The 20,046-nt window shown below is 41.8% G+C and carries 19 protein-coding genes; 4 read left to right on the top strand and 15 right to left on the bottom strand.

The window, feature by feature from the left end; translation table 11 throughout:
- The first annotated feature begins 271 nt into the window (after positions 1-271).
- Positions 272-406 carry a hypothetical protein gene (locus tag BV375_RS38600; RefSeq protein ID WP_279432893.1) on the top strand — a complete coding sequence of 45 codons (135 nt, stop codon included), beginning with the start codon at positions 272-274 and terminating at the stop codon, positions 404-406.
- Here BV375_RS38600 and BV375_RS02465 read toward each other — a convergent pair.
- Entirely contained in the window at positions 403-2,169 is a 1,767-nt protein-coding gene (locus tag BV375_RS02465; RefSeq protein WP_208099036.1) for a ShlB/FhaC/HecB family hemolysin secretion/activation protein, read from the bottom strand. The two genes, BV375_RS38600 and BV375_RS02465, sit on opposite strands and share 4 nt — an antisense overlap.
- A gap of 312 nt (positions 2,170-2,481) precedes the next feature.
- Here BV375_RS02465 and BV375_RS02460 point away from each other — a divergent pair, with 312 nt between their 5' ends.
- The 3 genes from BV375_RS02460 (at position 2,482) to BV375_RS02450 (ending at position 8,437) form a co-directional block, all read left to right on the top strand.
- Positions 2,482-4,326 (top strand): AAA-like domain-containing protein, encoded by a 1,845-nt coding sequence (locus tag BV375_RS02460; RefSeq protein WP_086756886.1) that lies wholly within the window; start codon positions 2,482-2,484, stop codon positions 4,324-4,326.
- Between the two features lie 441 nt (positions 4,327-4,767).
- Positions 4,768-6,237, top strand: coding sequence for an MFS transporter (locus tag BV375_RS02455; protein WP_086756884.1), 1,470 nt, complete (start codon positions 4,768-4,770; stop codon positions 6,235-6,237).
- A gap of 244 nt (positions 6,238-6,481) precedes the next feature.
- A complete protein-coding gene (locus tag BV375_RS02450) occupies positions 6,482-8,437 on the top strand; it encodes a P-loop NTPase fold protein (protein ID WP_086756882.1) in 1,956 nt (651 codons plus the stop codon).
- A gap of 271 nt (positions 8,438-8,708) precedes the next feature.
- Here the strand turns inward: BV375_RS02450 and BV375_RS02445 are convergent, their stop codons facing one another.
- From BV375_RS02445 to BV375_RS02380, 14 genes are all read right to left on the bottom strand, one after another.
- Complete coding sequence (locus BV375_RS02445) at positions 8,709-9,476, bottom strand: phycobilisome rod-core linker polypeptide (RefSeq protein ID WP_086756880.1); 768 nt, start codon at positions 9,474-9,476, stop codon at positions 8,709-8,711.
- A gap of 114 nt (positions 9,477-9,590) precedes the next feature.
- Positions 9,591-10,334, bottom strand: a complete 744-nt coding sequence (locus BV375_RS02440) for a phycobilisome rod-core linker polypeptide (RefSeq protein WP_086756878.1) — start codon at positions 10,332-10,334, stop codon at positions 9,591-9,593.
- Between the two features lie 65 nt (positions 10,335-10,399).
- On the bottom strand, positions 10,400-11,239 hold the full coding sequence (locus BV375_RS02435) for a phycobilisome rod-core linker polypeptide (RefSeq protein ID WP_086689436.1): 840 nt from the start codon (positions 11,237-11,239) through the stop codon (positions 10,400-10,402).
- A 37-nt stretch (positions 11,240-11,276) separates the two neighbouring features.
- Positions 11,277-11,879 (bottom strand): HEAT repeat domain-containing protein, encoded by a 603-nt coding sequence (locus BV375_RS02430; RefSeq protein WP_086756876.1) that lies wholly within the window; start codon positions 11,877-11,879, stop codon positions 11,277-11,279.
- 86 nt (positions 11,880-11,965) lie between these two features.
- On the bottom strand, positions 11,966-12,796 hold the full coding sequence (locus BV375_RS02425) for a HEAT repeat domain-containing protein (RefSeq protein ID WP_086756874.1): 831 nt from the start codon (positions 12,794-12,796) through the stop codon (positions 11,966-11,968).
- Between the two features lie 10 nt (positions 12,797-12,806).
- Positions 12,807-13,052, bottom strand: a complete 246-nt coding sequence (locus BV375_RS02420; protein WP_086689433.1) for a phycobilisome linker polypeptide — start codon at positions 13,050-13,052, stop codon at positions 12,807-12,809.
- Between the two features lie 57 nt (positions 13,053-13,109).
- A complete protein-coding gene (locus tag BV375_RS02415) occupies positions 13,110-13,970 on the bottom strand; it encodes a phycobilisome linker polypeptide (RefSeq protein WP_086689432.1) in 861 nt (286 codons plus the stop codon).
- A 161-nt stretch (positions 13,971-14,131) separates the two neighbouring features.
- On the bottom strand, positions 14,132-14,623 hold the full coding sequence (gene cpcA / locus BV375_RS02410) for a phycocyanin subunit alpha (protein ID WP_086689431.1): 492 nt from the start codon (positions 14,621-14,623) through the stop codon (positions 14,132-14,134).
- A 77-nt stretch (positions 14,624-14,700) separates the two neighbouring features.
- Positions 14,701-15,222: a phycocyanin subunit beta gene (locus BV375_RS02405; protein WP_086756872.1), complete on the bottom strand. Its 522-nt coding sequence runs from the start codon at positions 15,220-15,222 to the stop codon at positions 14,701-14,703.
- A gap of 533 nt (positions 15,223-15,755) precedes the next feature.
- On the bottom strand, positions 15,756-16,445 hold the full coding sequence (locus tag BV375_RS02400) for a HEAT repeat domain-containing protein (RefSeq protein WP_086756870.1): 690 nt from the start codon (positions 16,443-16,445) through the stop codon (positions 15,756-15,758).
- A 227-nt stretch (positions 16,446-16,672) separates the two neighbouring features.
- The gene (locus tag BV375_RS02395; RefSeq protein ID WP_086756867.1) at positions 16,673-17,446 is read right to left on the bottom strand and encodes a HEAT repeat domain-containing protein; all 774 of its coding nucleotides are present in this window, start codon (positions 17,444-17,446) and stop codon (positions 16,673-16,675) included.
- Between the two features lie 100 nt (positions 17,447-17,546).
- The gene (locus BV375_RS02390; RefSeq protein WP_086756865.1) at positions 17,547-18,383 is read right to left on the bottom strand and encodes a phycobilisome linker polypeptide; all 837 of its coding nucleotides are present in this window, start codon (positions 18,381-18,383) and stop codon (positions 17,547-17,549) included.
- A gap of 200 nt (positions 18,384-18,583) precedes the next feature.
- A complete protein-coding gene (locus tag BV375_RS02385) occupies positions 18,584-19,072 on the bottom strand; it encodes a phycocyanin alpha subunit (protein WP_086756862.1) in 489 nt (162 codons plus the stop codon).
- Between the two features lie 76 nt (positions 19,073-19,148).
- Positions 19,149-19,667, bottom strand: coding sequence for a phycocyanin subunit beta (locus tag BV375_RS02380; protein WP_086756860.1), 519 nt, complete (start codon positions 19,665-19,667; stop codon positions 19,149-19,151).
- Positions 19,668-20,046 lie beyond the last annotated feature (379 nt).

Here is a 20,046-nt window from a genome sequence, read left to right as displayed (position 1 = left end):
TTCGGTGCTGGTGATCCACTCGCAAAACCGATCCCATACGTTAGCGCTAGAGCGCTGTTGTAAGGTTGTTGTCATTGCTTTATGAGTGCTGTTTTTTTATAAATTTGGTAGGTAATCTTGCTTACCTGGCAAAAATTATAAAACTAATATTTAGATTTGTAAAGGGTTTTAATTAACTATTCTTTATAGTAGTTATTTATTTTTCTTATCAATATTGCAGATGTATGTTTGCTGATCGCATGAGACTTTGACCGAGCCAATCTCAGCACTAATGCACATCTATAATGTTACGTCTGGTAAATATACGGGCGTGCAGATGGGGGATTCTGCGATCGCTCCTGCGACACTGACTTATGAAAACAAAAACAACACCATAGAGCAGTTCTTCCAAAAAGACAGCATTTAAAATGGATTATAGATTAAAGAAAAATACAGCCCGTTCTCTTGCCAGGTGTTATCCCTGGATTCCACAGGTACTAAAGGAATACCCCAATCAAGACGCGCAGTGAAGCGATCGCCTTGTGTCCAGCGTAAGCCCAAACCAACGGATGCTAGAGTGTTAGGATCTGGGTTGTCTCGATTAGAATTATTCCAAGCTACGCCGAAGTCAACAAATGGTATGACCTGTAAAATGCTATCTATTTGAGGTAAGCGCAGAATTGGTACTTGCACTTCTGCCGACGCAAAAGCGCCATTATCCGTTAACAAGTAATCTTGTCTGTAGCCCCGAACACTATCAATCCCACCTAAGCCCAACTGTTCTAAAGGTAGCAGTGCTCCTGATGCTAGTTGAGTATTTGCCCGAATTAACAGCAATGTCTCCGGAGCCAACAATCTTGCCCACTGTGCTTGACCTTGCCATGAAAAAAAGCGACTATCGGGAGCATCTTGATTAATAGTTGCATCTAACGCATCTATACCTAAATTAAATTGGGAGCGCAAGGCAATAACTTCACGGCTGTTACGATTTGTCCATTCCTGAAAAAATCGCAGTGCAGAGATTCGTGTGCGTCCTTGTTCATCTGCTCCCAATGAGGGAAAAGGTATCCGATCCCCTTCAATATAACTAGCTTCGCTTTCCCGACGAGAAGCAGTCAAGCCCAAAGCAAATTCTTGGGTAGGAGTTTGGATGATTGGCTGGCGGTATGTAATTTCGTAGTAACGAGAAGAGGATTGAATATCTAGAATATTAAAAGGTTCTTCAATGACATTGCTGGATGTGGTGCCAAAGTTAAAGGAAAGTGTGCCGTTACGGGGATTTAATGGTAACGTATAGCCAACATCAAAGGCATTGCTACCGTCAGTATTAGTGTAAGCGAAATTTAAGCCATCTCCTAATCCTAGTAAGTTGGCTTGATTGAGTTGTAATCGACGGCGGAAACTGCCAACACTAGGCGATCGCCCATTATCAAGAACTATTTGCGAACTAAAAGTTTTTGCCTCTTTTACCTCAACTTGTAATACGCTGACACCGGGACGAGAACCGGCAGATAGTTCAGCAGACAGGTTTTTAATCAAAGGATTGAGTTGCAGTAATTGCAGTGCTTCTAGCAAACGCTCCCGATTGAGAGGAGCGGCAGTGGCGATCGCTAGGCGACTGCGTACATAATTAGGATTTAATCGTTGAGTTCCAGTTACCTGAATTTCTTCTAATTTGCCTTCAACAACCTGAATTCTAACTACGCCAGACTTGATAGTTTGGGGTGGAATATAAGCACCAGACGTAATATAACCTTTCTTGACATATAAATCGGTGATTTTAGACCGAGCTTGAAATATCTCAGCTAAAGATATAGGCCTTTTGGTAAATTCCGCAGTGGCTTGGGCTAACTCTTCCTGGCTGAATACTGTGCTGCCAACAACTTCAAATCTATCCACAATAATAGTTTCTGGCAACTTGTCTGGGAGGGGCTGCTCAGGTGTGGGATTGGGGCTAGGCGACGGCAGTAGCTCTTCTGGTGGGGGTAATGGCTGTGGCTGTATAGGTGCGGGGGCTGGGGAGGGCGCAGGTGGTTGTACATCTTGGGGCGGCGGCAGTGGTTGGGAAAGTAGCTGTACATTATTAATAGTCTGGGCCTTTGCTGCTTGAGAACTTATGCTGCCAAGCAAGAAAAATATACTCAGTTGTAACCAAAATACTGTTTGCTTCTCAAGGGATTTGTCGATCATGCTCGTTCGTGACAATAGGGACATTAAAATTTAGTGGCTGATTACTGGCAGGGGAGCAGTTGGTGTAATATTTACTGGTGATACCTCACCTAAAATTTAAAATTTTACCTAAAAGCCGATTTTATATTTGGAATTCCACTATTATCTGGTATAGTTACGAATTCGCAAAGAACATTAGAAACTGTCTAGAAACAAATCTAACAATAAAAAAATCAATAGATAGCTACACTTAAATAATTAAATTTAAATTATATTTATCAGATAACTTACTACTAGTATCCTAAAAATGTCATTACTTGGCAAAGAGGCAAAATGACCAATTACAGATATCAAATTGGTGGAAGTTTAGCCGTTGATGCACCAAGCTATGTCAAAAGAAGAGCTGATGTGCAGTTGTATGAAGCACTGAAGCAAGGAGAGTTTTGCTACATCCTTAGCTCTCGGCAGATGGGAAAGTCTTCTTTATTAGTACAAACGAAATATCGTTTGCAACAAGAAGGCTTTCAATGCAAATCAATCGATTTAAGTATTATGGGGAGTGAGAGTATTACTCCACTGCAATGGTATAAGGGAATTGTTGGCGATTTATGGACAGAATTTAATTTAATAGGAAAAATTAACTTAAAATCTTGGTGGAATGAAAAAGCAGATATTTCTTTTGTGCAAAAGTTAAAACTATTTATTGAAGAATTATTGCTGATTCACTTTCCCGACCAAAGAATATTCATTTTTATAGATGAAGTCGATAGTATCCTGAATCTAAAGTTTTCAGTTGATGACTTTTTTTCACTAATTAGATTTTGTTATAACCAAAGAGCTATTAATCCAGAGTATAACCGTATTACCTTTGCTATTTTTGGAGTTGCTACTCCATCTTATTTAATTCAAGAACCAACAAAAACGCCCTTTAATATTGGAAAAGCAATTGAACTAGAAGGATTTAAGCTAGATGAGGCTACGCCATTGATAGGAGGATTTCAAGAAAGAGTAGAGCGTCCTCAGATTGTTTTAAAAGAAATCCTCGCCTGGACAGGTGGACAACCGTTTCTTACACAAAAACTGTGTAATGTAATGTTAAAAATGAGCCAGATGCATCCAGACAAAGAAGGAATAATTGTTATTCCTCCTGGGACAGAAGCATTTTGGGTAGAAAATTTCGTAAAATCCCTGATTATAAATAACTGGGAATTACAAGACGAACCAGAGCATTTGCGTACCATCCGCGATCGCCTGTTGTGGAATGAGCAACTAACAGGGCGATTGTTGAGTACTTATCAGCAACTTCTACAATATACTGATATCCATACAGATGATGGTCGCGAACAAATTGAGTTATTACTGAGTGGGTTGGTTGTTAAGCATCAAGGTTATTTGAAAATTACCAATCCCATTTATCGAACTATTTTTAACCTGGCTTGGGTTAAGCAACAACTAAAGAACCTCCGTCCATATTCCCAAGCATTTGATGCTTGGATGGCCTCTGCAAGAACCGACGAATCTCGACTGCTGCGGGGACAGGCTCTTAAAGATGCTCAACAATGGTCACAGGATAAGCGATTGAGCGATTTAGACTATCAATTTTTAGCAGCAAGTCAAGAATTGGATCGCCAGGAAGTTGAGAAAACACTGGAAGCCGCACGAGCCAAAGAAGTAGAAGCACGATTAGCAATAGAGCAAAAGCGTATTATACAGCAGCGAAGAGCCAATCGTATCCTCGCCTTTTTAACTACCGGGATGACTATTAAGTTCCTCATCTTCTTGTGGTTATGGCTATCAACCCTCTCGCAATATCGTCAAGCATCTATAAATCTTCATCAAGCAAGAGTAGGTGAAATTGAAGCACTGATTTCATCATCTCAGGGACATTTCGCAGCTAATCAACCGCTTCAGGCGTTGATTGATTCAATTCGGGCTAAGCGATCGCTCCAAAAATTAGAGGCAGTTGATGCTAACCTAGAACTTGAGGTAGATAGAGTACTTCAACAAGCTGTATCGAATCCACAAGCGATCGCTCAACTAGAAACGTCTCAGCGGCAGTCAGAACAGATTTCTGAAGTAGAACCGCTAGCCTATGGATGTCATTTGCTGCGGGACTACCTGCAAACTAGCACAGAAATTAGGGAGAGCGATCGACACGTTTGCGATAGCATCAAATAAAACAAGACAAAATACAAAAGCGAAGAAAGTGCAAGTCTATTTCATGCCCTAGAGCTTTATTTGGCTTCAGTTTTGGAGCAGAGAAAAGTTTAAACAGAATTATAATATTCTTGATAATTTGTAATATTATCAAAATAGAGAATACTCAGGTAGTGGGATAACAGGCAGCAAACTTCTACTCGAAATTGCTGGGAAAATGACTTAAAACCTTCCTTAGGTAATTTTTTTGCCTTATCCAAGACCTACTCTTTGCCAGTATTTTGTGAAGAGTCTTTAGGTATAAAATTGTATTTAAAGTTTTGTTTCGATAGATTGAAAAATCTATCATTCTTTTGGCTGTTACTTAGCGTTAATTAGCAGCTTATTGTCAGTTTATAACCACCGACGCAGGTGGGTTAGTCCTACTTATCTAACTCCCATAACTAATAAGATTTTCCTCTAGTGAAGACTGTATCTCCCTCTGCTGAAGAACTACTAGAATACTCGCCTCCTATAGAAGTAATCAAGCCCCTGCCAGCATCAGCACCAATAATTAAGACAGACTCGCCGCCGAAAATCTCTAAGCAAGCTACTCGCATTAGCTTAAAGGCATCCACTATTGATGGAGTGTTTGCCACGATTTTTTCTAACATTACTGGTGGTGTATTGCTGGTTAACTTCTTACTCCAGCTGGGTGCTACCCCAGTAGAAATTGGCTTACTATCTTCAATTCCTCTACTGGTGAATTTCTTACAACCACTAGGAGCCTATCTAGCGGATCGCACTTCCAGCCGCCATTGGTATACTCTGGCAATTTTTGGTCCTTCCAGACTGCTGTGGTTGATTTTAGTAGGAGGTATTGCCTGGTTCTGCTATTCTGACACCAAATCTCACCAGTTAGTAACTTGGACGCTGGGAATAATTCTAGTTACTAATATTCTAGGAGCCTTAGGCGGTTGTGCCTGGTTTAGCTGGATGGCTGCTTTGGTTCCTCCTTCTTTGCGAGGGCGTTATTTTGGCTTGCGTAATAGTGCCGCTAGCTTGGCTAATCTCTTTTCTGTGCCGGTCCTTGGATATGTTATTTCGGCCTGGCCTGGTGGTGGAATCCAAGGTTACGGCGTAATTTTGTTCTTCGGGGTAATCATCGGACTAATCAGTTTGGCTTGTCAGTTTTGGATGGTGGATGTAAATCCGCAAGTTTATCGCTCTGGCAAAGCTTCGTCTCAACATGAGGAAAATCCTGGCAGTTTTCAATCAAAGACATTCAGCATCCTGAACGACATCAACTTCTTGAAGTTTCTGCTCTATGTTGGCGTGTGGACATTCGCCATGAACCTCAGCGCCCCGTTTTTTAACCTTTACATGCTGGAAAATTTGAGTTTAGAACTGACTACAGTCACGATTTACGCCAGTTTGATTGCTGGGGCAAACTTAGTCATGCTGGTACTCTGGGGTAAGTTGGCTGATAGGGTAGGAAATCGTCCACTGCTATTGTTAGTGGGCGTTTTAATAGCAGTCACACCATTATTCTGGCTAGGCGCTGGGGCTGACTCAATCTCTGTATGGATATGGCTACCCCTCATCCACATCGTATCTGGTGGTTTTGGAGCAGCAATCGATTTGTGTAACAGTAATATTCAGATGGAAATGGCTCCACTGGATCGTCCTTCTCAGTATTTTGCGATCGCTGCTGCTGTTACTGGTGTTAGTGGTGGTTTAGGTTCGGCGGCTGGTGGTTTCTTAGCCCAACTGGATATTATTGGTGGCTTACCTGGGCTATTTGCCCTGTCTGCTGCTTTGCGATTAATGGCGCTGTTGCCCTTAATATTTGTGCGAGAACCACGCAGCAAGCCTATTGCTCATTTGATGGAAAAAATTCTGCCCTTTAAGCCCAAAGCAGAGTTAGTTTCAACAGAGAAAATGGCAGCTTAATTTAGGTTGGCGGGAAAAAGGCAGAGGGTAGAAACAAAGAGTTTCTTGACTAACTCATAATTTCTATTTCCTTTCTTCATCATGGTCATCCCATGAAGAAAAACCCTTCATAGGGCAGCTGTAGTATCTGACACAAAAATTTTTCCTCAATTGGTATGACTAACAAAATCCTTCCTTCCTTGAGAGGGAAGGATTTCTTTTTTTAATGCTGCATGATGCGAAATAGCTACAGAGGGGAAGTCTAATGGTTGAAATAACGAGTCATTCTGGCAGCGAAACTGAGAATATAAATGAGCAATTTGCAGACAATCCTTTAACAGATCCAAAACACGATCGTTTAGGATACGCAGCCTTTGCTAGACATCTAGCAGATAGTATTTGCAAAATGAATTTTCCCGAAGGATTCGTTATTGCAATTTATGGGCCTTGGGGATTTGGCAAATCGACACTGTTAAATTTCTTAGTTCACTACCTTAAGGACAAGCCAGAAAACGAACAACCTATTATCGTTCCTTTTAATCCTTGGTTATTTACTGGAGATGAAGATATTACAAGGCGCTTTGTTAATCAATTACAGATCAGTTTGAGCCAATTGAAAGCTGTCCCTCAAGGCTTTAGAAAACGAATAGCCGATTTTGTAAAAGCTGTTTCTGAAATTCCTGTTCCTTACGCTCAAGCTGGTAAAGCGGTAGTCAAATTATTTGATAATAAGGAAAAAGATATTTCTGAATTAAAAGAAGACCTGGAAGAAACACTAGAAGATAAACATCCGCGAATAGTGGTCGCTATTGATGAAATTGACAGGCTTAATAGTGACGATATTATGCAGCTATTTCGCCTTCTGAAGGCAATTCCTAATTTTGATAATGTTGTTTATGTTCTAGCCTTCAATCAAGAAGTTATCCACAAAATTATTTCGGAGACGCAGAATATACCAGGAGACGTTTATCTTGAGAAAATTATTCAAGCTACTTTTAAATTACCACTTCCAGACAAAACTTTACTTCGTAGGCTGCTTTTTGAAAAACTCAATATTATATTTGCTGATACACCAAAGCAGATATTTGATACTACCCACTGGAGTAATATTTACTCTCAAGGTTTAGACTATTTTATTAATACACCCCGTGACATTGTTCGTCTGACCAACATGTTAACCGTGACATATCCAGTGGTTCAAGGTGAAGTGAATCCAGCCGATATTGTGGCGATTGAATCGCTTCGAGTCTTTCGTCCAGAGATTTATGACATAATCCATAAAAATCCTCAATTTTTTGCTGGATATATAAATACTCAAGATTCTTCAATTCCTACAGTAGACGAACTAAAATATTTTCATAATTCTTGGCTAGCTCAAATAAAAGATGAGGATAAACAACCAATTAAACGGTTGCTAATGCGTCTTTTTCCTAAATTAGAGGCTGTTTATTGTAAAACTTACTACGATGCAAAACATGAGTCAATATGGCGTAAGTACCTGCGTATATGTAGCCTAGAAACGTTTGCTAACTATTTTCGTCTGACGTTAACAGAAGGTAAATTCTCAGATATAGAAATGAAAGCTGTTCTTACCTTAGCTTGCGATCCAAAAGCATTTGGGGACAAGCTAATAGAACTTGCTAATCAACAACATCCTGATGGTATAACCCAAATTAGGGCTTTTCTAGAGCAGCTTGAGGATTATACTGAAACAGCAATTCCTTTAAATTGTATTGCCACAATTGTTCAAGCTTTTTTTGATGTAGGCGATCATCTTCTACGTTCGGAAGATCAACTTGACGGCATATTTGATTTAGGAACTGAGATCAGAGTTGAGCGTATTATCGCGCAACTGTTACGTCGGCTCAATGAACAAGAACGGTTTGAAACATTGAAACATGCAATGTCAAATAGTAATGCTGTATCTACAATTGTTAGTGAAATTACAACTTTGATTCAGGAACAAGGTAAATATAGAATGGAAGACTGTAGTTCTCCAGAAGAATGGTTTCTCAGTAGAGAACACTTGAAAGAACTGGAAGAAATAGCATTGCAGCGGCTACAAGCTGTTATGCAGCACAGTTCTCTACTAGATGTTGCAAAACTGCTGGAAAAATTATATTTCTGGCAAAGTTTGACGGAAGAAGAAGTCAAGCAATCGATTCAAAAGGTTATTGATATTAATAACGAAGAGTTAGGTTCCAGTACAAACAATTCTTAGATAACCAACCTCTACACTATAGGCTGATATCTATCTACTCCAATGCACTGTGATACTCCTTATTTATTGTATTTAACGTTAATAAACTGATCGCGATCGCGCAATTGAATTGTTCGACGATTTTAATGATTCCATCTTAACTAAGTAAAATTACTGGGTCTAATCTCCACTTAATATCACACCCAGCTAACAGCTAAACTGCAAACTAGCGGTCACATCAACGCGGAAACTAGACCCAGTATAAAATTTTAGGCGATTCGGATTTTAAATCCTAGCGTCTGCTACCACCACGATAAGGTACTGCATTAAGATAATCGATGTTAAACGCAGATACTCTTTGTGCGTAGTTACCTTGAGCACCAATTGCGGCTGCCACATCTGCAAATTTGCGTGGATCGCCTTCTGGCAAGCGTTTTTCTTGGAACTTGCGGGTATAGAATTTGTCCAAGGTGAAACGCCAGTCGGTCTGAACGGTGCCAACTTTTTCTTGGAAGTCTTCGCCGTAGCGAGGAGTTACCAAGTTATGGGGACGACCTTCTAAGCGCTTGCGTTGGTAGGGTACAGTATTCTCACCAAAGGCTTGGCTGTACTCTTCGCTGTCCAAGATAGCATCAACAAAGCCGCTGAAACCCTTAGTACCGATAACAATTGACCAAGCAATTTCTTCGTCTTTGTTATAAGCAGAACGGCCTAACAAGCGCTTCAGAGTAATGTCTACTAGACGGTAGTTGTTATTAACCGAGACAACTAAACGATAGAAAGCCTCAGATTTAGCTAAACCCCGAATGAAGTCCCTTACTGACAAGGAGCCATTTTTCAGTTGAGATTCTAAGTTTTTTTGGCGATTAAATTTGAGAATCTCATGTTCGCTGAATACCTGACGATAAGCAGCCCAAATAATATTCTGGATATCAGTGTAGGAACTGACATCTTCGATTCGGTAGATATATGGTGAATCGTCATCTAGATCAGCGACGCCAAAGCTTTTGACTCTGTGGTTTTGACTGCTTGGTTTGTATTGAAGTAATGGCAGTGCCATGCTGCGTTGTTCCTTTTATTAACAAATTAAACAAAGAGCTAGCTGATGAAAACTGAAAGAGGCTTGATAACTCAAACTTCTCATTCATTCTTTATTTATTGTCTCGCATTCGGTTCACCGTACGGGGAAATTAGCGCTGGTATTTATGGAAAGGGGAATACCTTGCGGTGTAGTTTCTCTGGTGGTGTCGGGAATTTTGATGTTTGCGATGCTAACTGGTGTATAGGTAACTGTCCTAATAGCGATGGAATTCGCCATATCCAAGAAGTTATTGATATCACCCCATTTATAACGTCCGTTTTCTAGCTTGTCACGCCAGTAGTTGCCGTAGCGGGGTGTCACCAGATTAAAAGGTCTATCTTTATAGCGACGTCGTTGGTAGGGAACTATATTCTCACCAAAGTTACTTTGATACTCTTGAGAATCTAGCAAAGCATCGACAAAACCATCCCAACCAAGGGTTGCAATCTTGATTGACCAAGCAATTTCTTCGTCTTTGCTGTAAGGCGCACGACCTAAAAGCCGTTTGAGGGCTAATTCTACGAGGCGGTAGTTGGAGTTAGCCTTGATTACTAAATCCTTGAAAGCCTCTGATTTAGCTAAACCCCGGATGAAGTCGCGCACGCTAATTGCTTTATTCTTCAACTGCGATTCTAAATAGTTCTGACGATAGAATTTGAGGATGACGTGTTCGCTGAAAACTTGGCGATAGGCCGCCCAAATTAATTCTTCGATTTCACCTTCAAAAGCATAGTCCTCGATGCGGTAAGTCCTGGGAGTATCTTCGTTAGGAACTTCGTAACCAGGGACACGCTGGTTTTGGGAACTGGGTTTGTATTCTAGTAAAGGAATTGACATAGTTAATGGTTGTTGTCAGTTGTCTTATTGCTAATGAATCTTGACTTTTACCCTTGATTCCTGCCCTAAGTTGTCCGATTTCCGGGAATATAGCGATAAGGCAGAGCAACAGCTGTAGGTTTCACTGTTGGTTGTTCTGTAACTGGTTCGCGGCTATTATCCGGGATTTGTATATTTTTGATTTGCGACGTTACTGTCGCAATCGTTCGCTGATAGTTACGTTCGTTGGGAAGAATTTGTCCTGCTAATGCTAAGAAATTAGAGGGGATAGCCTGACGAATATCTTCTTTGGTTAAAGAGCCACTGGTGCGGGCCTGATAGAAAGATCGACCTCCTAAATACGTCAATGTCTGGCGATCGCGCCAGTATGAAGCATACCGGGGGTTAACTAAGTTAAAGGGACGGTCTTTGAAACGACGGCGCTGGAAAGGTACGATGTCATCACCAAAGTTCTGGCGGTACTCGTCACTGTCTAATAGTGCGTCAATAAAACCATGCAATCCCTTAGTGCCAATAACAATTGACCAGGCAATTTCTTCGTCTTTGTTATAAGCAGCGCGTCCTAAAAACCGCTTCAATGTGATATCAACCAGGCGGTAGTTAGAGTTGAGATCTGCCACTTGTGTGCGGTAGACTTCAGACTTACCTAATCCACGGATAAAATCTCTGACGTTAATTGCCCGATTCCGCAGTTGAGATTCTAAGTTTTTTTGACGATTTCTCTGGATAATTAAGTGTTCGCTAAAAATTTGTCGATATGCTGCCCAGATAATCCCATCAATATCTTTATCTGAAGTAGCATCTGCCAACCGATAATTTATCGGTGTATCTTCGTTGGGCACTTCGTAGCCCTCTACACGCTGATTTTGTGTGGTTGGTGAATATTCAAGCAGTGGTATTGACATCTTTACTTTTACCTTTGTTTTATGGTAATAAAACAATCTATTGGCTCTGAGCCAACAGCACGCGGGCGCGGACTGCTTTCTCGGTATCGCTGGCTAGCATGTATTCGAGTCTAGCCCGAATGGGGTGCTGCAAATCAGGTATCTTTGCTAGGGCTTGCAATCCGACAACAGCAGCATAACGAATCGACCATTCTGAGTCTTGGGAAATATGCAGTAGTGCTTCCAGCGCTCTTAGGGGTGCTGTTTGACTTTCAGGAAATCCCAACTTTTGCCAATGCAAATTTCCTAATCCTTTGGCAGCGGCGCGGCGGACGCTGGGAGCAAAATCAGTGATAGCTGCGTTGATTAGTGCATCTAAAGCGCGAGGATCGGCGATTGCTGCTAAGGTGCGAATCGAATAAGCTCGTGCGCCATAGTTATAATCATCAATTTGCTCTAGCAATTGAGGCACTGCTAATTCTCCCAGCTCTGTCAGCGCTAATGCTGCCACTGCTGCTGCTGTTGGATTGTTATAACCAAACACAGCAATTAATGTGGGAATCGCCGCTACGTCTTTTGTTGCTGCCAACTTTTGCACTGCCGCCACCATTCGCGCTGGTGTGTCTGCAAGGGCAATGGCGCGAATTAGTTCATCAGTCATTACTCAGTAATCAATAGCCAGTAGTCAATAGTCATTGGTTCTTAATCATTATTAATAACTAATGACTAACAACTAATAACTATTGACTACAATAGTGAATCCATCAGGTTCATAACCCGGATTGCATCATCAGCAATACAGAAGGCGTCGAACTCCTCTGGAAGTTGATGCTCTAGCAATCCTTTGAGGGCAATGAGTTTGAAGCTATTTTCTGCCTTGGCGTTAGCGATCGCATCTGCTGCTTCTATATAGCCTATAGCACCTAAATCCCCCAGAGCAACACGGCGTAATTTTAGATCGTTGCCGTCTAATATTTTCACCAAGTGCTCACCATAGGCAGGATTTTGTGTCAATTGATACATTGCTCTGGCTGCGGCGCATTGTACCCTTGGTACTGAATGCTCTAGGAACGGTTCAATTAGGTGAATAGCCTCAGTTGCACCAATAGCTCCTAAGGCTTCTAGCACCGCTTCATAGGGCTGGATTAAGTGCGGTCTTCCTGGTACTTGCACGGCTACTGCTACACCCCCATCGAGCAGTTGCATCAGTGCTGGTGCCGCAGTTGTGGCGCGCAGCATTTCCAGAGACTGAGCTGCTGCTTCCCGCACATAGAAGTCGGAGCATTCCAAGCACTTAATTAAACCCGGTACGGCTCTTCTATCACCTAATTTTCCCAGCGCTCTTGCCGCGTTGCGTCGCAGAGGATAACCTCCCAGTTCGGTTATGTCGGCTTCGTCTTCTAAAGCTGCAATTAGAGCGTCTACAGCAGCTGGCTGGCTAACTTGGAACTTACCCAACCACCAAGCGGCATAATAGCGCAGACCTAAATCTAATGATTGTAGGTTAGCGATCGCTTGCTCTGGTGTGAGCGGTGACGCATTCTCGGCAGCATACTCTTCTGCACTGGGTTCTATCATTGCCAGGGCGCTATTCTGCCACTGTTGGAGTCAGTAGCTCAATATTAACGATTTTGCCACCCAAGCGGGTAATCCGTTGGTATTCTTCGTTGAGGCGGCTATAGGGAACTGTGATAAACACGCTGCCGCTGTTACGGATGTTGTATTTGTTTTTGTCTGTTTCTGAATTTTGCCGCAAGCCTACGACTTCGTAACGAAATATCCGGCTAGCAGATGAAGAAACACTACCAGAACCAAGTGTGGTTTGACCGAACATTACTTCTATATCTCCTCTACTGTTTTGATTACTAACAGTCGCTGCAAATTAACTAACTTAAGCTGATGTGACACTGACGATTTTGCCACCTAGCTTGTGAATTTGCTGAATTTTGTCTGACAGCCGCTCGTAAGGTACGATAAATGCGGTGCTACTCCGCCGGACGCTAGGGTAGCCAGGACTACGAATTCCTGTGACTTCAATGCGGTAAACGCGATCGCCTTGACCTACAGCATTGCCTAAATTCTTTTTCGGCGCTACATCCGCAGATGCACGGAAACTCCAATTGTTGTTATTACCAGATGGCCCAACAATTGAGTTAGCTTTGTTGCTTGCTAGTTCGCGTGCCAACCGAGATTTTTTGCCTTCTACTTGAGCGCGATCGCTATTGGCATAACCACGATACAACCGGAAGATACGATTAAAGCCTACTGTCTTTTGTCCAGGTTGAGTTTCAAAACCACGATAATAGGGGACAATGTTGTCGCCAAAGTTGTTTTGATACTCAACAGAATCAATGTAGGAGTCTATTTCAGCATCGTACCCTTTTTCTTGGTACAAGTCTAAGTGGTAAGCTACTTCTGACTCATCATAGGGAGCGCGACCCAACAAATGTTTATAGTTGAGTTCGATTAACCGAGTTTGAAAACTGTTATAGAAAAACTTGTTTTTGTAGAGTTCTGATTTGGCAAGGCTCCGGACAAACTCTCGCACAGTCAGATTGCCATCTCGCAGTAGTGATTCTGCACTCACAAGGCGATCTGAGGCCAAAACATAGTCGTTACCCAAAACATGCCGATAAACTGCACGGATCACATTTTGAACATCTTCTCGACTTGCATTGGGACGAAGTTCAATCCGAGCTGCTTGACTAAAAGGTTCAGTTCCTAGCCTGGAGGCTGCTGTTGTAATCGCCATTTTTTTCTTCCCCCTTTTTATTTGCACTTCGGCTGCTGCCGACTGCTTGCTGTGCTAAAGCTAACTTTTTATTTTTCCTACATAAAACGATGCCCGGGGCGAGATCCAACTGCTAGGTGACTTCATCCAGCAACTGCACCCCTCTCCGGGCATAACGCTATCTAGCTGAGAGCGTTGATTGCATAATCAATGTAGGTGTTGGCTTCGTTAGCAGCTTGACCACTCAAACCATGATTAGCTTTGATGTGCTTCAGAGCTTCTACATACCAGCTGGGAGACAAATCAAAAGCGCTGTTGATTTCAGCCAAGCCAGCAATTAGGTACTCATCCAAGGGACCGGTGCCACCAGCAACCAAGCTGTAGGTGATGATCCGCAGGTAGTGACCAACGTCACGAGCACACTTGGACTTACCACGGCTGTCAGCAGCAAATTGGTTACCTTGTGTTTGGGTGGTGTAGGGGTACTTTTGGTACACAGCTTGGGTTGCACCATCGATTAGCTGTTGAGCTTTTGAGGTCAACGCACGAGCTGCTTCTAAGCTAGCACCAGCACGCTCAAAACGACCACGAGCAGATTGAAGTTCGGTGTTGCCTAAGAAACGTCCTTGGGTATCAGCAGCTGCAATAGCTTCAGTAATTGGGGTCTTAACCATGATTAAAAATCTCCTTGGTGTTTCGTAATTTTTTGCCTAGATACCTAATCTTTAGGTTCCGGATTTTTTTAGCGCTATTAAGCAACAGCAGCAGCAGCACGATCAAAGTAGCTAGCTACTTCAGAAATCAAGGAGCTGCAATCACCTTTTGTGATACCGTTAGGATCGTTAGCAATAGCGATCGCTGCATCTTTGATCTTTTGGATGCCTACAGCTACGGAAGAACCAGGGGTGCCCAAAGCTTGGTAAGTTTCACGCAGACCGTTCAAAGCGCGATCATCAAGAACGCTGGGGTCGCCAGCTAAAATAGCGTAGGTAACGTAACGTAAGATGATTTCCAGGTCGCGGAGACAAGCAGCCGCACGACGGTTGGTGTAAGCGTTACCACCAGGAGCAATCAATTGGGGTTGCTCTTCAAACAACGCACGAGCAGCGTTGGTAACGATAGCAGAAGCGTTGCTGGTGATGCGGTTTACTACATCCAAGCGCTTGTTTCCATCTTTAACTACGTTTGCCAAAGCGTCTAGTTGTTCGTTGCTCAGGAACGCGCCTTGTGCATCTGCTTGAGAAACAACCTTGGTGAATACATCTAATGTCATGGACTCTAATCTCCTAATTACTTAGTTGAGAGATGTCTAGATTAAAACGGGGAATGTTTTATCAAACTATCTTTTGGAACAGTTAACAAAAACTGAAATTAAAACTGTTTCTCAAATTTAAGTCTCTTAACTCCCTGCCACAATTCATGAACGAGAAATTATGAGAATCTGGGGTGATTTTATGAGAAACTGGCAAACCTTGTGAATTGATTACCTTGTTTAACTTCTGTCTGTTGTTTAACCCCTCCAGCTTATGTTTATACAACGCTATAGATCCATTATTTGTTACAAATTGTGAATAAATAAGTTGCACGAATAAGAAAAGCCTCAAATCCTTTACATATAAGGGCTACACCTGAGAAATTCTCAATATTTTCGTAACATTGCTTTACATTAAATTCGTTAATCAAGAAAATTTTTCAAGTTTATATTTTCTTAATCTTCTTGAAAACCTTGAAATTTAAGCATATTGTAGTTTGCGTGTAGATTTTTAATTTTGGCAGCTATGTTACAAAATATAAAATTTATATTTCTCAATATTTTTGTGAGTGCTTCGATTCGTTCCTCTGAGAGGCAGAAATCTCATCCACCGCGAGTAACGCCTCTAAGGCGATCGCAATTCGAGATTGGACAACTTTGTCTGTCTCTTGGGCGATCGCCTGTTGTAAGGCGACCTGAGCCTCTGGTGTAGCGATTTCCTGTAGAGATACCGCAGCCGCGTAACGCAAACCCCAATCATCTGGATTGAGCAACGCCCAAATTAGCTTTTCTTGAGCAAAGCGAGTAAATTCTGCATCATCAGCAGTACTGCCGATTTTTCCAAGTCCCCGTGCGGCGATACGGCGGACATTTCCCTGACAGTGATTGGCTACTGCTGTACCAACAACTTCCGCCAACAAATTACAAGCTCTCGAGTCGCCAATTTGAGCCAAAGCCTGAATAATGTAAGCTTGTAACCCCTGATCGCTAGAAGCATTAAAAGCAGCAATTAACGGTTGCACAGTTGTCGGCGCTAATTTTACTAACACCTCAACAATCGCAGCGCCGACAGTGGGGTAGGGATGACTTAACCCTTGAATTAGGGCATTGATCGCTGCTGGTTCTGGTGTACTAGTCGCAGCTATGGCATTAATTGCCGCGATCGCTTCTTGGGGTGTTGATGCTTGGTTTGAGTTTAATTGTGAAATCAATTGCTCAGTACTACGAGAGTTGGATGTATTCATTGTAGTTCAATAGGTTAAGTGTGTTAAGTATAAAAAAAGGGACTAGGGACTGGGGGCTAGAATTCTGTCACAGCATTGAAGATTTATAGCCAGTCGCGACTGTCTTGAAAGCCAAGCGATCGCAAAAGCTGACTACAAACTCATCATCGTTTTTGTGACAAATTACTAGGAATGGGAAAAAACTTGTACCCAATTCCTAATTGCTAATCCCTAATCCCTAATTCCTTTCATAGCTGAATTAATAAATCATCAATTGCTTTGAAAATTAACTGGGATAGCTCTTTTTGAAAAGCATCACTATCCAAAATTGCTTCTAGAATGCGCTTCAAATTTAACAGCTTCAAACTGTTAGGAACTTTAGCTGCTAAAATCGCTTCTATAGCTTGCCGATGACCAACTGCTCCTAAGTCAAATACGGCAGCCCAGCGTAAATACATATTGTCATGGTTAAGGTTTTGGACAATACGTTCTAGGTACTGGGGCTGCTTAGTTAAAAGATACATATATCGAGCAGCAGCACATTGCACCCGCTCAGAAGAATGAGCAAAAAAAGGCTCAACTAAAGGACGCGCTGACCAAATTTCTAAAGTCGCTAATGCTTCAATTAAAGCTTCATAAGGTTGTTCATAACTAGATTGCAAAAGCTTCAATAATGGCGTTACAGCTTGCTTGTCGCCAATAGCAGCTAAAGCAACAATCGCTGCTTCTCGTAGACGTAGATCCGTATCACATTCCAACGCTGCAATTAACGCTGATACAGCTTGCGGATTTTTGAGTTGTCCCAAAGCACGTGCAGCTTGACGGCGCAGTGGATATCCGCCATCGGGGATGCGATAGCTTTCATCAAACAAAGCATCGCACAGTGCTGCACAACCAGCTTGCACCTGATGCTTACCTAGCCACCAAGCAGCATAATAGCGGATTTGGTTATCGTCACACGACAAAGCAGCGATCGCTGCTTCTGGAGAAAGAATAGGTTCGACAGAGTTAGCAGCAGTCATTGCAAAGTATGAAAATTTTGGTAATCGGGAGACAAGGGAGAGGGGGAGACTGCTTTAAATCATTCTCCCTTGCCCTTATTCCTCTCCCCTGCCGCCTCTTCTATACGGCAGAAATGTTGACGATCTTACCGCCGCGCTTGTGAATTTCTTGATAAGTAGCAGAGAGCCGTTCATAAGGAACAGTGTAAACTTGTACACTACGACGAACTGCGGCTTTTGTATTAATTCCACCCGCGATCGCTTCAATCATAAACATCCGACTATCTCCCCGTGGAGTGGAACTAATCAATGTCGGTGCTGCGGACACAAACTTACCGCCTCCTGATGAAGGTGGCGAAATCCAGTTAGCCAAATTCATCGAAACTCTTGTTTGCAGGCGCGAAGTTTTCCGTCCTGATTGAGCATTATCACTATTACCACGGCCGCGATAAAGCTCAAATATGCGGTTAAATCCTACAGTCTTCATTCCCGGAATTGACTGAAATCCACGGTAATAAGGAACAACAGAATTACCAAATCCAGTCTCGTATTCTTGACTGTAAATATAAGATTCAATGTCGGCATCGTAGCCTTTAGCAGCATAAAGGTCTACATGTTCAGCAATTTCTGATTGATCGTAGATTGCACGCCCCAATAAGTGCTTGTAATTCAATTCGATAAAACGCACTTGGGAGTTTTTGTAAAAAAAGCACTCTTTGTAAAATTCAGATTTTGCTAAAATCTCAACAAATTGCCGAACACTAATTTTGCCATTACGCAATAAAGCTTCAGCACTCACAAATTTTTGGCTGGCATATATTCCTTGCCGTCCAAAGATTTGGTCGTAAGCAGTCCGGAATACTATTTGCAAATCATCTTCGCTCCAATTGGGGCGAAGTTCAGCTTTTTTACCAATCTCATCTCTAATTGCTAGCCGTTCGGCGACTGAACTACTCATTCCTACAATCGCTCCCTTTCAAATTTATGTTGTAAATAAATTTGGGTCTTTAGTAATAGATAAATACTGCACTTGAGTAGCGTAGACAATAATTAAACTTTTTGTAGTAGAAAGGAGGTTAATTACTACAACAAAACAGTTAATTCTGCTAACCTACTTACGAGACACTTATCTATTTCCAAAGACCCAATAGTTTTGTCTTAGCTCAATGCGTTAATTGCATAGTTGATGTAAGTATTGGCTTCACCCGCAACATCACCATGTAAACCATGATTGTTCCGCACAAATTCTAGAGCTGCTACATACCAACTAGGCGATAAACCAAGAGCGCTATTAAGTTCACTCAAACCAGCAACTACATATTCATCTAATGGGCCAGTACCGCCAACTACACAACAGTAGCTAATAGTGCGGAGGTAGTGGTCAATGTCCCGCACACACTTAGATTTACCTTCTGGAGTAGAAGCATATTGAGGACCGCTCATTTGAGTGGTGTAGGGGAATTTTTGATAGACATGATTTGCTGCGGCTTCTGCCCATTTTTTACCATTATTAGAGAAGGCTTTAGCAGCTTCTAAACCTGCACGAGCACGATTAAAACGACCAAACACTGCTTGCATTTCGGTGTTGCTCAAGTAGGAACCGCGGATATCAGCAGCAGAGATCGCTTCAGTCAAAGGTGTTTTCATGATTCTCTTAATCCCCTCAAATTTTGGCTAAATTACTAACAATCAGCTTGAAAAAATTCTTGACAAAATATTGTTATTAAACAACCGCAGCAGCCGCACGATCAAAATAGCTAGCTAATTCAGACATCAGATTGCTACAATCACCTTTGGTAATACCGTTGGAGTCGTTAGCGATACCGAGCGCAGTGTCTTTCATTTTTTGAATTCCCGAAGCTACCGCATCACCAGGAGTGCCAAGAGCTTGGTAGGTTTCGCGCAGACCATTTAAGCAGCGATCGTCCATGACGCTAGCATCACCAGCTAGTACTGAATAGGTGACATAACGCAGAATAAATCCTAAATCGCGGATACAAGCAGCTTGATTGCGGTTATGGAAGCAAGCACCACCTGCGTTAAACACTTGAGGACGTTCAGCAACTAGAGCGCGATAAGCATTAGACACAATTGCAGAAGCATTACTGGTGAGTCGGTTGACTACATCTAACCGCTTATTACTATCAGCAATCAGCGCAGATAATCCATTAATGTCTTCACCGCTCAGGTAAGAACCTTGTTTATCAGCTTGTTCAACTACTCTAGAAAAAGCATCACGCATTTTTCAATTTCTCCTAAAGGTTATTACAGCTTTTTATAGGTTAATAGCAATTAATTAATCACTAACAAAACTAAAGATAAAGTATGGCAAAACTGCACATAAGGCTCGATAAAATCGCCTTGATGTGTGCAATAATTTGGCAAAAAATCTTTATTTGATTAGTTTTTAATTGCTTTTAAAACCTTTTTGTATTGTATAGATCGCTTGCCTAAATTTTTGATAAAGTTTTGTAAATTAGTGTTACTCCATACAGATTTCTCTGCTAATCGTTTCTCTGCACAGTTTTGAATTAGATTGATAACAAAATAGCTTTACATTTAATAACATTTATTTACTTTAGTTAACAAAATTTTGGTAGACGAAAATTATTTGTATAAAT

The sequence above is a fragment of the Nostoc sp. 106C genome (assembly GCF_002154725.1).
GTDB lineage: Bacteria > Cyanobacteriota > Cyanobacteriia > Cyanobacteriales > Nostocaceae > Aulosira.
The sequence above is the reverse complement of the archived record's forward strand: the minus strand, read 5'-3'. Positions and strand labels throughout refer to the sequence as shown.

Bases quoted from the DNA above. Each gene is read 5' to 3' on its own strand.
- BV375_RS02390 (WP_086756865.1), bottom strand. From the start codon at position 18,383: ATGAGTAGTTCAGTCGCCGAACGGCTAGCAATTAGAGATGAGATTGGT.
- BV375_RS02435 (WP_086689436.1), bottom strand. From the start codon at position 11,239: ATGTCAATACCACTGCTTGAATATTCACCAACCACACAAAATCAGCGT.
- BV375_RS02420 (WP_086689433.1), bottom strand. From the start codon at position 13,052: ATGTTCGGTCAAACCACACTTGGTTCTGGTAGTGTTTCTTCATCTGCT.
- cpcA (WP_086689431.1), bottom strand. From the start codon at position 14,623: ATGGTTAAGACCCCAATTACTGAAGCTATTGCAGCTGCTGATACCCAA.
- BV375_RS02400 (WP_086756870.1), bottom strand. From the start codon at position 16,445: ATGAATACATCCAACTCTCGTAGTACTGAGCAATTGATTTCACAATTA.
- BV375_RS02385 (WP_086756862.1), bottom strand. From the start codon at position 19,072: ATGAAAACACCTTTGACTGAAGCGATCTCTGCTGCTGATATCCGCGGT.
- BV375_RS02450 (WP_086756882.1), top strand. From the start codon at position 6,482: ATGGTTGAAATAACGAGTCATTCTGGCAGCGAAACTGAGAATATAAAT.
- BV375_RS02430 (WP_086756876.1), bottom strand. From the start codon at position 11,879: ATGACTGATGAACTAATTCGCGCCATTGCCCTTGCAGACACACCAGCG.
- BV375_RS02395 (WP_086756867.1), bottom strand. From the start codon at position 17,446: ATGACTGCTGCTAACTCTGTCGAACCTATTCTTTCTCCAGAAGCAGCG.
- BV375_RS02425 (WP_086756874.1), bottom strand. From the start codon at position 12,796: ATGATAGAACCCAGTGCAGAAGAGTATGCTGCCGAGAATGCGTCACCG.
- BV375_RS02380 (WP_086756860.1), bottom strand. From the start codon at position 19,667: ATGCGTGATGCTTTTTCTAGAGTAGTTGAACAAGCTGATAAACAAGGT.
- BV375_RS02440 (WP_086756878.1), bottom strand. From the start codon at position 10,334: ATGTCAATTCCTTTACTAGAATACAAACCCAGTTCCCAAAACCAGCGT.
- BV375_RS02445 (WP_086756880.1), bottom strand. From the start codon at position 9,476: ATGGCACTGCCATTACTTCAATACAAACCAAGCAGTCAAAACCACAGA.
- BV375_RS02465 (WP_208099036.1), bottom strand. From the start codon at position 2,169: ATGATCGACAAATCCCTTGAGAAGCAAACAGTATTTTGGTTACAACTG.
- BV375_RS02405 (WP_086756872.1), bottom strand. From the start codon at position 15,222: ATGACATTAGATGTATTCACCAAGGTTGTTTCTCAAGCAGATGCACAA.
- BV375_RS02415 (WP_086689432.1), bottom strand. From the start codon at position 13,970: ATGGCGATTACAACAGCAGCCTCCAGGCTAGGAACTGAACCTTTTAGT.
- BV375_RS02460 (WP_086756886.1), top strand. From the start codon at position 2,482: ATGACCAATTACAGATATCAAATTGGTGGAAGTTTAGCCGTTGATGCA.
- BV375_RS38600 (WP_279432893.1), top strand. From the start codon at position 272: ATGCACATCTATAATGTTACGTCTGGTAAATATACGGGCGTGCAGATG.